Consider the following 12,097-nt stretch of genomic DNA (forward strand, 5'->3'; position numbering starts at 1 on the left):
GAAATCGATTGTTCGGATCGACTCATCCAAAAACCCGATGAATATCTCCTCCCGCCAGCTCGATGCCTTCATCGCCCTGGCCCAGCTCAGCAGCTTCACGCTGGCCGCGCAGCGCTGCCATCTGTCGCAGCCGGCCTTCAGCGCCCTGATCAAGGGGCTGGAAGACGGCGTGGGCGTGCGCCTGTTCGACCGCAGCACGCGCCACGTGGCGCTGACGCAGGAGGGGGCGCAGTTCCTCGATGCCGCGCAGCGCATACGCGCCGACCTGGGCGATGCCGTGCACGGCCTGCGCGAGGCGGCGGCGCTGCAGCGCGGGCGCGTGTCCATCGCCCTGCTGCCTTCGCTGGCGGCGGCCTGGCTGCCGCCCGTGCTGGCGCTGTTCCATGCGCGCCATCCGGGCATACAGCTGCAGGTGTCGGACCTGCTGTCCGAATCGTGCATCGCCCAGGTGGCCTCGGGCCAGGCCGACCTGGCGCTGGCCGCCATCCGCGCCGACACCGAGGAGCTGCAGGCCGAATGGTTCTGCGCCGACAGGCTGCACCTGGTCTGCCGCGCCGACCATGCGCTGGCGGCCCTGCCCGCGCCGGCCATGGCCGACCTGCGGGACCAGCCCTTCATCCACCTCGCCCGCCACAGCAGCGTGCGCCAGTACCTGGAATCGCAGGAGCAGGCCCCGCCCCTCAACACCTTGCTGGAGGTGGAGCACCTGGCCACCGTGATGGGCATGGTGCGCGCGGGCCTGGGCATCAGCGTGGTGCCGGCCCTGGCGCTGTTCCACTTCGTGCAGCCCGGCCTGGTGACGCGCCCGCTGGCCGATGCCGACCGCCGGCGCGACCTGTACCTGGTGCGCAGGCGCCAGCGCAGCCTGTCGCCTGCCGCCCAGGCCTTCCACGCGCTGGCGCTGGAGCATCGGCCCGGTGCGGGCGAGACCACCTGATACGGGGCAGCACCAACCTCGCAGCACAATAGCCCGATCGCCAACCGCCTCCGAAAGCCGCCACCGTGGGTGAATTCGACCTGATCCGCCGCTTCTTCCAGCGCCCCGTGCGCCGCGCCGCCCTGGGCGTGGGCGATGACTGCGCCCTGCTCGCCCCGGCGCCGGGCATGCAGCTGGCCGTCTCCAGCGACATGCTGGTCGAGGGCCGGCATTTCTTCGCCGACGTGGACCCGCGCCTGCTGGGCCACAAATCCCTGGCCGTGAACCTGTCCGACCTGGCGGCCTGCGGCGCGCGTCCGCTGGCCTTCACCCTGGCCCTGTCCCTGCCGCGCGCCGATGCGGCCTGGACCGAGGCGTTTGCGGCCGGCCTGCTGGCCCTGGCCGACGCCCACGGCTGCGAGCTGGTCGGCGGCGACACCACCCAGGGGCCCTTGAACATCTGCATCACCGTCTTCGGCGAAGTGCCGCCCGGCCAGGCCCTGCTGCGCAGCGGCGCGCGCGCAGGCGACGACATCTGGGTCAGCGGCAGCCTGGGCGATGCCCGCCTGGCGCTGGAAGCCCTGCTGGGCCACACCCCCCTGCCACCCGGCACGCTGGCCGCCGCGCGCCAGCGCCTGGAAGCGCCCACGCCGCGCGTGGCCCTGGGCCAGGCGCTGCGCGGCATTGCCAGCAGCGCGCTGGATGTGAGCGACGGCCTGCTGGGCGACCTGGGCCACATCCTGGAGCAATCCCGCGTGGGCGCCAGCCTGGATACGCGCCTGATCACGCCGCTGCTCGATGCCGGCCGGCACACGCCCCTGGCCATCGACCTGCTGCACCAGTGCACCCTGTCCGGCGGCGACGATTACGAGCTGTGCTTCACGGCCCCGGCCGACCGGCGCGATGCCGTGCAGGCCGCAGGCCGCGACAGCGCCACGCGCGTCACGCGCATCGGCTGCATCGAGGAGCAGCCCGGCCTGCGGCTGATCGGCCCGGACGGAGCGGCCATGGCGCCCCGGTGGACCTCATTCGACCACTTCGCTGCGGCCTGACGCCGCGCCAAACCACTTTCATCCGAGAAGGACTGCCCATGGTTCAACGCTCCGCCCTGCCCGCCCTCTCTGCCCTGGCAGCCGCCTGCTTCCTGCTGGCAGGCACCCCGGTCCAGGCCCAGGCACAAGCCCAGGAAGCCACCATCGCCCGCGCCCCCATCGCGCGCGTCACCCTGTATGCGGGCGTGGCCTCGGTGGAGCGCACGGCGCGCATCACGGCCGCCACGCGCCAGCTGGTGTTCGAGTGCCTGCCGGGCTCCATCGACCCGCAGAGCCTGCAGGTCAGCGCCGATGCCGGCGTGCGCCTGGGCGACTACAAGCTGCAGTCGCAGCCGCGCGAACTGGCCTCCAAGGCCTGCGCCAGCCCGCTGGAGCAGCAGATCCGCACGTTGGAAGACCAGCTGGCCGCGCTGGAGGCCGACGAGTCCGCCGCCAAGCTCGTGGGCGACTACCTGCAGGGCCTGGCCAAGCCCGGCGATGACGCCAAAGCCCCCGCCCTGCCCGCCGCCAGCCAGCTGGGCGCCGCCACCGAGGCGCTGCGCAGCACCAGCCGCGGCAACACGCTGCGCGCCCACCAGATCCTGCGGCAAAAGCAGGCGCTGCAGGAGCAGCTCAGGCCGCTGCAGCTCGAACGCGACCGCACGGGCGCAGGCAACGCCCAGGTGATGAAGGTCACCGTGCAACTGGCCAGCCCGGCCGATGCCAATGTGCAGCTGACCTACCAGGTGCGCGGCCCGAGCTGGCAGCCCACCTACCGCGCCCAGCTGGACCCGGCCAAGGGCACGGTGGCCATCGAACGCCTGGCCCTGGTGGCCCAGAACAGCGGCGAGGACTGGAGCCAGGTGCAGCTGCTGCTGTCCACCGGCCAGCCTTCGCGCAGCACGCAGGCGCGCCTGCCCAATCCCTGGACGCTGGATGTGGAACGGCCCCGCCCCGTGGCCGCCATGGCCCCTGCGCCAGCGCCGGCCCCGGCGGCCCCTGCGATGATGCTGGAGCGCGCCCGCAAGCCCGGGGCGGCCGGCGAGGCCGCCGAACTGCCGGTGCTCGATGTCGCCAGCCTCAACACCGCCTACGCCACGCAGTTCTCCGTGCCCTACCGCATCAGCGTGCCCTCCAGCAGCGAGCGCGTGACCCTGGCCCTGGGCTCGCAGAACCTGCCGGCCACCCTGCTCACGCGCACGGCGCCCGCCGTGGAAGAGGCCGCCTACCTCGTGGCCCAGCTGGCCGTGCCGGCCGGCGTCTGGCCCGCAGGCCCCGTGGCCCTGTTCCGCGACGGCGCCTTCGCCGGCCAGGGCCGGCTGGACTTCGGCAACGCCGCCGCGCTGGCCCAGGGCCTGTCCTTCGGCCGCGATGACAAGGTGGTGGTGCGCAACCTGCCCGTGGACTCGGCCACGGGCAGCGGCGGCCTGCTCAGCAGCAGCACCGAACGCCAGGTCACGCGGCGCTTCCAGGTGGACAACCGCCATGACCGCGCCATCGAGCTGCAGGTGGTGGACGCCGCACCCGTCTCGCGCAACGAGCAGATCCGCGTGCAGTCCCAATACAACCCGCAGCCGTCCACCACGCGCTGGAACGACCGCAACGGCATGATCGCCTGGCAGCAGCCGCTGGCCGCTGGCGCCAGCGCCAGCTTCGAGGCCCGCCACCAGATCCGCCATCCGCAGGATCTGGCGGTCGAAGAGCGTCAGTGAAGCACCAGGGCCGCGCTTATGATCTGGCCCCATGAGTGACGCGCCGCTGCGGCCGGAGGTTTCCGGCGATCCTGCTACCCCCACCTTTGCCTCTGCGGCGCGCCCACCGGAAGGCCCGCCGCAGGGCGGCATGGCACGCCCCACGCTGGAATTCATGATGTCCCACCCGGCCCACTTCATCGCCATGGGGCTGGGCTCGGGGCTGGGGCGCATCGCGCCCGGCACCGTGGGCACGCTGTGGGCCTGGCTGTCCTTCCTGCTGCTGCAGCACTGGTTCACGCCCCAGCAGATCGGCCTGCTGATCGCGGGCAGCATTCCCCTGGGCTGGTGGGCCTGCACGGTCACGGCGCGCCACATGCGCGTGGCCGACCCGGGCAACCTGGTCTGGGACGAGATCGTGGCCTTCTGGCTGGTGCTGTGGCTGGTCATGCCCACGGGCTTCTGGGGCCAGCTCATCGCCTTTGGGCTGTTTCGCTTCTTCGACGCCGCCAAGCCCCAGCCCGTCAAATGGGCGGACCGGTGCTTCAAGGGCTTCGGCTGGCGCGGCGGCTGGGGGATCATGTTCGATGACCTGGTGGCCGCCTTCTGCACGCTGCTGGTCATCGCCCTGTGGCGCCATTTCATCGGCTGAAGGAGCTGGCATGAACGCATCCAACGAACTCGTCGAAACCCTGGCAGGCCTGCTGCTGCAGCGCGGCTGGATGCTGGCCACGGCCGAGAGCTGCACGGGCGGCATGATCGCTGCGGCCTGCACGGACCGCGCCGGCTCCAGCGAATGGTTCGAGCGCGGCCTTGTCAGCTACTCCAACGCGGCCAAGCACGACCTGCTGGGCGTGCCCGAGCCGCTGATCGCCGAACACGGCGCCGTGAGCGAGCCCGTGGCGCGCGCCATGGCCGAAGGCGCCATCGCCCACTCACGCGCGCAGTGCAGCGTGGCCGTGACAGGCGTGGCCGGGCCGGGCGGCGGCAGCGCCGCCAAGCCCGTGGGCACGGTCTGGTTCGGCTGGAACGTGTACGGCACCACGCACAGCGAATGCCTGCGCTTTGACGGCGACCGCGCCGCCGTGCGCCAGGCCACCGTGGTCCATGCCTTGCAGCGCCTCAATGCGCTGATCAGCGCAAGGCTTTTATGAGCCGGTGCGCGATCTCCTGCAGCGGTGCAGGCAGGGCGCGGTAGCTTTCCAGCAGGCGCTGCTCGTCCACGGGCAGCGGCGCGTTGTCGTCTTCCAGGCCAGCCGTCAGCTCCAGCGCCGTGGTCTGCAACGCCAGGGCCACGCGGGCCAGGGTGTCGTTCTTGAGGGTGCGGATGGCCCCCGATTCGATCTGCGACACGGCCGAGGCCGTGATGCCTGCGGCCTCGGCCAGCCGGCCCTGGGTCATGCCCAGTTCGGCGCGGCGGGCGCGTATGCGTTCACCGATATGTCTCATGGCCCGTGCATCCAAAGCCTGTGGCGCGGGCGCTCAGGCGCCGTGGCACTTCTTGAACTTCTTGCCGCTGCCGCAGGGGCAGGGGTCGTTGCGGCCCGGCTGCTCGCCCTTGACGATGGTTTCCTGGCGCGGGCCCATGCTCTTCCAGATCTGGCGCAGGTCGTACAGCGCCCAGATGGCCTCGCCGAACTGCTCCACGCGCTCCTGGCTGGTGCTGGCGGGGCCGTCCTCGTCGTACATGCAGACTTCGGGCTTGCCGGTGTCATCCTCGGTCAGGGCCACGACGGCGTTGAGCGCCTCGTTGAGCCAGCCGGCGGCTTCCTTGTCGCGCGGCGCGGCCCATTCCTCGGCCCAGTTCTCGACCACGAACATGAAGCCCAGCGCCCAGATCTGGCCGAACGAGGGAATCTCGCCGTCATCGGGACGCTCTTCCTCGGGCAGCGACAGGATGGCGCCGCGCATGTCCATGGCCTCGGGCTGGAAGGTGCGGTCGTCTTCCAGCGTCTTCACGTCGGCGTCCAGCTGGGTGCGGATCTCGTCCATGCGCAGGCCCACCAGCTCCAGAAAGCGCGCCTGCTGCGCCGCGTCCTTGAACACTTCCATCAGCGGCAGCGGCTGGCCCTCGGCCGCCTCCAGCGTGCCGCCGTCGCCCAGCAGCATGGGCAGCCACTCGGCGGCCGGCACCTCGCGGCGCGTGCAGATCAGCGCCGTCAGGAAACCGTCGCAGAACTCCCACTGCGGAATCTCCTCGCCGCGCGTGCGCAGCTCGTCGAGCAGATCGTCAAGCTCCTCCAGCGCCTCGGGCGTCAGGGCAGGCTCGTCGGGCAGGGCGGTGGCTTCGTGGGCGTCGTTGGACATGGCGGAAATCTCTAGGGAAAACAGGGAGAAGGAACCGGCCACGGCCAGCCCCTCGAATGAATGGCCCGCAGTGTAGCCGCGCCGCCATGTCCGTGGCGCCCGGTCGGAACTGGCGCCCACGGGGCCATATCTCCCACATGGCCCACCCGCTACCCGGCTCCCTGCCAGGCCGGGAGCATGGAAAGCCCCACCCATTCCCCGACCCGGCTCATCGTCAAATTCTGCAAAGCGCCGCTGGCGCCGCCAAAGACTGCCACCAGTGCCCATGTCTGCTCGTCGAAACCGCAGGTCGTGCAGCAGGCCATCTGGGGCAGGCACAGCGCCTCGGCCGGGTCCTGGGCCAGCAGGCTGACGAATTCCTGCGCGGTCACGGTCTCCGGATCCAGGCCCATGGGCCAGGACCCCTTCCAGCGCTGCGCATCCAGGGTCACGCTGTGCACGCCCCATGTCGGAGCGCCTGGCATGTCGCCCCAGGCCAGGCGTTGAAGGACCAGGCCCAGCCCCGTCTCCGCCCATGTCACCGGGTAAGGCGGGGCGTGATCGATCTTCAGCAGCTGCGCATCGCTCAATCCCGCCTGGTGCAGGGCCAGGCGCAGGTAATCCTGCCGGCTATGCCGTCCCAGCGTGCGCAACACGGCATCCATCAACGGGGCGATGGGCTGTGGCTTCATGGTGCTTTCCATTCAGAATTCATCAAAGCGACGCATATAGGCGTCGCATGCCAATTGCCACGCGTCTTCGTCGTTGGATCCGGAAGGCGGCGGTCCGATGAAGTTGTTGAGCCGGGATTTGGCACGAATCGGCTTGAGCAGGCGCGCTGCCTCGCCAAAGGATGGCAGTGTCAGTCCCTTATCCATGTCCCCCAACCCCGGAAAATCTCCTGCCCGAATCCCCAGGCAGTTGCCCACATCCCCGGCGGAAAGGTATTGGCTGGCCTGCACCTGCTTGCGCACCGCTTCCCGCCCGCCCAGCTTCTCCAGCAAGGCATCGCTGACAAAACTGAGCCAGTTGATGCTGTACATGGCGTTGTTGAAGTCATGATCGAACAATGCAAGACTGCCCAGGGCATTCAATCCGGGGAACCGCTGCAGATAGGGATACAGCACCTGCTGACCCTTGCCATCGGGTCCAATATTGCGTTCTTCTACTGCGGGCAGGACGCCCCAGCCTGCAATAGCCCAGAAGGGCTGCATCAACTCCACCATCTGGGTGGTAAGCCGGCCCACATTGTGCTCAGGTGGCTGGTCTAGAATCCACCACGCAGGAAATGCCATGCGAATAAATGACATGGCAGGACCTATGCCAGGTGATATATGGCGATCATGCAGCCAAATACCCTCATCGTTCTCAATACAGCAATAAAGACGAAAATCTTGAGCGTTGTTCTCCCACGCTTCAGGAGGGTTTGGCTTACCCGATGCCATATGGAAAATCAATGCGTAACCTTTAGGGTTATCCAAGCTCTTCTGCTTCTTCGCGGTCAACTTCTTTTGTGCCACTGCGCTGGTCAGCATGGCAGGCATTCCGTCATACCAATAAACCAATTTCTCCCTCCCTACGGCCTCACAAAAAAGATCAACCACTTTCCATGCACGTTCACGCACAGCCAAGGAATCCCCCTCATGAAACACCATTTCAATGGTCCAGCCGGCTCTTGCACAGACATCACCGAACTGATTGCACAGTACCAGCGCCTTGAGAATATCCATCGTCGCCACGGTTGAAGCATCCGCCTTCTCATTGCCCCAAGGCCAATCGAAATCATGTTCCGCAGCCATTGTGATCTTCCCCATTCCTTCGAAACATCAGAAATCAGAACAAATCAAACCGACTCATATAGGCATCGCATGCCAGCAGCCACGCATGTTCATCATTGGAGCCCGAAGGCGGTGGGCCGATGAAGTTGTTGAGCCGGGATCTGGCGCGAACAGGCTTGAGCAGGCGCGCCGCCTCGCCAAAGGCGGGCAGCGTCAGTCCTTGATCCATATCCCCCAGACCAGGAAAGTCTCCCGCACGGATTCCCAGGCAGTTGCCCACATCCCCGGCCGAAAGATACTGACTGGCCTCCACCTGCTTTCGCACGGCCTCTCGCCCGCCCAGTTTTTCCAGCAAGGCATCGCTGACAAAACTCAGCCAGTTGATGCTGTACATGGCTTTGTTGAAGTCATGATCAAACAATGCAAGACTTCCTATGGCATTCAATCCTGGGAACCGCTTCAGATAGGGATAAAGCACCTGCTGGCCCTTGCCATCGGGTCCAATATTGCGTTCTTCCACTGCAGGAATGACACCCCACCCGGCAATAGCCCAGAAGGGTTGCATTAATTCCACCACCTGGGAGGTGATCCGGCCCACATTGCGCTCGGGCGGCTGACCCAGAATCCACCATGCGGGAAACGCCATGCGAATGAAAGACATGGCAGGACCTATGCCAGGCGAGATATGGCGGTCATGTAGCCAAATACCTTCATCGTTATTTATACGGCAGTGAAGTCGAAAGTCTTGAGCATTTTCAACCCAGTCATCTGGTGGCTTTGGATTTCCCGAAGCTAGATCAAAAATCATCGCAAACCCTTCGGGATTGTTAAGCGTACTCGGCTTGTGTTTGGCAATTCTCGCTTGTGCTTGCTTGCTGGTCAGTGACATAGGCGCCAGACCCCACCATATTGCAAGCTTGTCTGCGCCAACAACCTCACAAAACAGATCAATCACTTTCCATGCACGCTCACGTACGGCCAGTGAATCCCCTTCATGGAACACCATTTCGATGGTCCACCCAGCTCTTGCGCAAATACGTCCAAATCTATTCTGTAATACCATCGCTTTCAGAATATCCATAGTCGCCACGGTAGCTTTTTGCAGTTCTTTGGTGCTTAAAGGTTTATTAAAGTCTTTAGCCATATCCATCTCCATATCTGACCGTACCGAAGCCATTGCTTCAAAATGTCACGCCGAGGACTCTTGCCAGTGCGGTTCCCACCGCACCTACACCTCGGAGTACACGCCCCAATGCGGACGCACCGGCCGCAGCCCCAATTGCTGCTGCCGTATCCGCATTTACCCGTTCTGCCAAATAAATTTCCTTTTCTCTGTTGGCCTGCCATCGCATTGCTTGGTTCAATACGCCTTCGTTCGTCGTTTCTCCATCGCCTTCGCAAGCACAACTTCCTGCGTCTAAGGCATCCTTGAAAAACTTTTCTTTAAAAATGTCGCTATATGCCTGAAACTGTATCTTGCCGTCTGGCCCAAATTCTGAAGAAAATTTATCCCCCGGGAATTTCATCTCATACACCCGCTGCACGTTGTCCAGCACAGGCGGCAGGCGCGGGTTCTTCACCACGACCACATCCGGAATGCGCGAGCCGGCAGGCCGGCTGCGCGTGGGTCGTACGGGCTCGTTGCGGGACATGACTGGCGCACCGTCCCGGTACGGCACTTCCTGCTTGTAGTAGCCCCGGTAGCCTTCAAACCCGTCGGCCTGCATGACCACGCCGGCCACGCAGCGCTGGCCCAGGCCGCCGGTCATGCAGCAGCAAAACAGCTCGCACAGCGCCCTGCGGTCCAGTTCGTTGTCGAAGTCCCGGGTGCCGCATACCTTGTTGAAGCCCACAAGCACGACGGCCTTGCACAGGTCCCTGGACCGCTTCAGGCGATTGAGGGCAATGAAGGCCGGGACCAGTTGTTCGCAGCTCATGCGCCAGGCCCGCCGAGGGGCGAGGAGGATTCGCCCACAGGCGTGCGCCGCCGCACCACGGCCCAGATGCCCATCGGCAGTTCAAGCATCATCAACTGGATGCGTCCCTCAGGCGGCAGGTCGGTGCGCGAGAGAAACTTGCGCACGGCGGGAAATTCGTCGAAGCGCTCGCCAAACTGGTGGCGCAAGGCCAGGAAGCCGATGACATCGTCCGGCGTCGACAGGCCCCAGCCCACCGCGCGGTCAAGGCCTCGCCGGGTGTGGGCCAGCAGCCTGTCATGCGGCCAATCCTGCTCGCTGAGATGGCAGGTCTGCCGCACGATGGCGGCAATCCCTTCTTCGCTGGGCACAAGGTTGCGGCGCAGCGTGCGCTGCATTTCCAGGGTTGAAATTTCCATCATGGCGAAGACACCTCCCATTGCCTGTTGTCCAGGCGCGCCAGGCCTGTGACGTGGTCCAGAAACTTGCGTTGCGCCATGCCGACCCAGATCCCCTCGGGATGCGGTGCCAGGCAGGCGAGGATGCTGTGGCCGCGGAACCAGTCCCCCAGATGCGCCGGGTCGAACTGCGCCAGCAGGCGAGGCAGCACGCGCGGGTCGTAAAAGCGCAGCCACAGCCGCTGGCCGCCGTCTCCCCTGGCCTGCAGAAACCGCTTGAGATGGCGCTTGAGCGCAGGGGCCGGCAGCCGGCTGATCAGGAAAATGCCCCAGTGCGCCTGCCAGCCCTCCAGCGGCCAGCGCTGGAACAGGGGGCTGCCTGCATGCACCCGCATGAGATAGGGCGCGTAGCGCGCATAGCGGGCGGCAGGCATGCCGTCATACAGGCAGGTGATGCCGGACTGCGGCGGCTCGGCCAGGATGGCGTCATGCAGGTGCTCATCCGCCGCCGCGTCCACGATGGCGTAGAGCAGGCCGTCATAGGTCGCCGCCACCTTTTCGAGCACTGCCTGGCGTGCCATCTGGAGGTCGTCCGGCGTGCCGGGGCCTGGGGGGATCAAGGTGGACATGGCGATTCAGTCCTCCATGGCCGACACGAAGGCGGCCCCCGATTGCGCGGCTTCGGCCAGGCACCGGCCCGCATTCGCACCGATCCAGACGGTGGTGCAGCCCGAGACGACCACGCCGCCGTGCACGGTCCTGTCCCCCATGCGGGCTGCGGGCCTGCCGCCGATCAGTACCGTGGCTTCGCCTTCGGCAATGGCGTCGGGCGGCGAACGGGGGCACAGCGCCTGGTCCGTGACCCTGGCCGCCGGCATGCCGCCTATGAGCACATCGGCCTGGCCGGAGAGAATGGCCCCGCCCCCGTGGGCGGGACAGGCATGCACGTCGCCCACTCTTGCTGCAGGTTGTCCCATGCGAGTGTCCCGGGTTCAGCAGTTGATCTTCACCAGCGGCGACTTGATCTCGACCATGGCCGGAGAGATCTCGATGGAGCTCGCCCCCGATTGCAGCCGGATGCTTCGGGTGCCGGTGACGATGACCTGTTGCCCATCGACCGTCAGCGTGGTGCCCGCCGCCAGGGCCAGCTGTCCGCCCGCATCGACCAGGCTGTTGGCGCCCACCCGCAGCGCGTGGTCGTTGCCGACGTTGACCGCCTGGTCCTGCCCTACCTCGGTGCTGTCGTTGTTCTGGATGGTGCTGCTGCGGTTGTTGCCCACGATGAGGCCTTCATCGCTTCCAACCTGCGCGCTGCGGTTGCGCCCCACGGTCCGGCTCCAGTCCATCCCCACGCTGTCGCTTCGCAGGACACCCACGTTGCTCATCAGCACCGCGCCTACGTTGAGGTTGTAGGCACACCCCACGGTGACCATCTTGAACAGGCCCGTGCCCTGGGTGTAGCCGATGCCCACGGTTTCGGATTTCATGCGCCCCGTGGCCAGGGTCCAGTTGCGGCCGATGCTGTCGCGTCCATTGGCATCCACGGTTTTCGTGCGGTTCTTGCAGATGCGGATGCTTTCATCCAGGTCCACCGTGCGCGTGCGGTTCTGGTGGACGGTGAGGGTCTCGTCCAGGTCCACCACCTCCGTGCGCCAGCCGTGGACATCGATCTTCTCATTGCGGTCCACGGTCTCGGTGCGGTCGCGGTGGATGACGCTGGTCTCGTCCCGGTCGATGGTCTTGCGCCGGTCGTTGCCCACCCATTTGTCCTCGTCGTTCTCGACCTCGGTGAGCTGGTCCTTTTGCGCATGCAGCCACAGCTGTTCGGCGCCCGCCTTGTCCTCGAAGCGGATGGCGTTGGCGTCGCCCTGGCCGTTCTTCATGCCTGACCCCGGGTTGCCATCCTTGCTCGATCGGGTCTTGATGCCCGATTGCGTGGCATTGGCCGGCAGCGCCCAGGGCGGCATGTTGGCCGCGTTGTAGACGCAGCCCGTGACCAGCGGATAGTCGGGGTCGCCATTGAGGAAGTCCACCACCACCTCGTGCCCTATGCGGGGGATCGAGATGGCGCCAAAGCCCGG

The 12,097-nt window shown here is 66.2% G+C and carries 15 protein-coding genes; 5 read left to right on the plus strand and 10 right to left on the minus strand.

The features are described 5' to 3' along the window. Positions 1-37: 37 nt before the first annotated feature. The 5 genes from ACF8O7_RS07085 (at position 38) to ACF8O7_RS07105 (ending at position 4,792) form a co-directional block, all read left to right on the plus strand. The gene (locus tag ACF8O7_RS07085) at positions 38-937 is read left to right on the plus strand and encodes a LysR family transcriptional regulator (RefSeq protein WP_392442884.1); all 900 of its coding nucleotides are present in this window, start codon (positions 38-40) and stop codon (positions 935-937) included. A 65-nt stretch (positions 938-1,002) separates the two neighbouring features. Then, positions 1,003-1,968, plus strand: a complete 966-nt coding sequence (gene thiL / locus ACF8O7_RS07090) for a thiamine-phosphate kinase (RefSeq protein WP_392442886.1) — start codon at positions 1,003-1,005, stop codon at positions 1,966-1,968. A 38-nt stretch (positions 1,969-2,006) separates the two neighbouring features. Further along, positions 2,007-3,659: a DUF4139 domain-containing protein gene (locus ACF8O7_RS07095; RefSeq protein WP_244387666.1), complete on the plus strand. Its 1,653-nt coding sequence runs from the start codon at positions 2,007-2,009 to the stop codon at positions 3,657-3,659. A gap of 130 nt (positions 3,660-3,789) precedes the next feature. After that, positions 3,790-4,290, plus strand: coding sequence for a phosphatidylglycerophosphatase A (locus ACF8O7_RS07100; protein ID WP_026062211.1), 501 nt, complete (start codon positions 3,790-3,792; stop codon positions 4,288-4,290). Positions 4,291-4,300: 10 nt separating this feature from the next. Then, on the plus strand, positions 4,301-4,792 hold the full coding sequence (locus ACF8O7_RS07105) for a CinA family protein (protein WP_047219825.1): 492 nt from the start codon (positions 4,301-4,303) through the stop codon (positions 4,790-4,792). Here the strand turns inward: ACF8O7_RS07105 and ACF8O7_RS07110 are convergent. The 10 genes from ACF8O7_RS07110 to ACF8O7_RS07155 form a co-directional block, all read right to left on the minus strand. Continuing rightward, a complete protein-coding gene (locus tag ACF8O7_RS07110; protein ID WP_012202639.1) occupies positions 4,773-5,087 on the minus strand; it encodes a helix-turn-helix domain-containing protein in 315 nt (104 codons plus the stop codon). The genes ACF8O7_RS07105 and ACF8O7_RS07110 overlap by 20 nt on opposite strands. A 33-nt stretch (positions 5,088-5,120) precedes the next feature. Then, positions 5,121-5,945 (minus strand): UPF0149 family protein, encoded by an 825-nt coding sequence (locus ACF8O7_RS07115; RefSeq protein ID WP_016450524.1) that lies wholly within the window; start codon positions 5,943-5,945, stop codon positions 5,121-5,123. A 149-nt stretch (positions 5,946-6,094) separates the two neighbouring features. Continuing rightward, positions 6,095-6,616, minus strand: coding sequence for a hypothetical protein (locus ACF8O7_RS07120; protein ID WP_392442888.1), 522 nt, complete (start codon positions 6,614-6,616; stop codon positions 6,095-6,097). Between the two features lie 12 nt (positions 6,617-6,628). Beyond that, positions 6,629-7,723 carry a type VI immunity family protein gene (locus ACF8O7_RS07125; protein WP_392442890.1) on the minus strand — a complete coding sequence of 365 codons (1,095 nt, stop codon included), beginning with the start codon at positions 7,721-7,723 and terminating at the stop codon, positions 6,629-6,631. Between the two features lie 34 nt (positions 7,724-7,757). Further along, positions 7,758-8,846, minus strand: a complete 1,089-nt coding sequence (locus ACF8O7_RS07130) for a type VI immunity family protein (protein ID WP_227469547.1) — start codon at positions 8,844-8,846, stop codon at positions 7,758-7,760. A 37-nt stretch (positions 8,847-8,883) separates the two neighbouring features. After that, positions 8,884-9,639 carry a hypothetical protein gene (locus ACF8O7_RS07135; RefSeq protein ID WP_034367907.1) on the minus strand — a complete coding sequence of 252 codons (756 nt, stop codon included), beginning with the start codon at positions 9,637-9,639 and terminating at the stop codon, positions 8,884-8,886. Continuing rightward, positions 9,636-10,016, minus strand: a complete 381-nt coding sequence (locus tag ACF8O7_RS07140; protein ID WP_313284420.1) for a hypothetical protein — start codon at positions 10,014-10,016, stop codon at positions 9,636-9,638. Before ACF8O7_RS07140 ends, ACF8O7_RS07135 begins: the two co-directional genes overlap by 4 nt. Before the next feature lie 20 nt (positions 10,017-10,036). After that, positions 10,037-10,645: a DUF4123 domain-containing protein gene (locus ACF8O7_RS07145; RefSeq protein ID WP_392442894.1), complete on the minus strand. Its 609-nt coding sequence runs from the start codon at positions 10,643-10,645 to the stop codon at positions 10,037-10,039. A 6-nt stretch (positions 10,646-10,651) separates the two neighbouring features. Then, the gene (locus tag ACF8O7_RS07150) at positions 10,652-10,993 is read right to left on the minus strand and encodes a PAAR domain-containing protein (RefSeq protein ID WP_128422780.1); all 342 of its coding nucleotides are present in this window, start codon (positions 10,991-10,993) and stop codon (positions 10,652-10,654) included. Positions 10,994-11,008: 15 nt separating this feature from the next. Then, the coding region (locus tag ACF8O7_RS07155) for a type VI secretion system Vgr family protein (RefSeq protein WP_392442897.1) at positions 11,009-12,097 on the minus strand (1,089 nt) is incomplete at its 5' end.

Origin of the sequence: Delftia sp. WSY_16 (assembly GCF_043104415.1) — a bacterium.
In the GTDB taxonomy this organism is placed as follows: Bacteria; Pseudomonadota; Gammaproteobacteria; order Burkholderiales; family Burkholderiaceae_C; genus Comamonas; species Comamonas tsuruhatensis.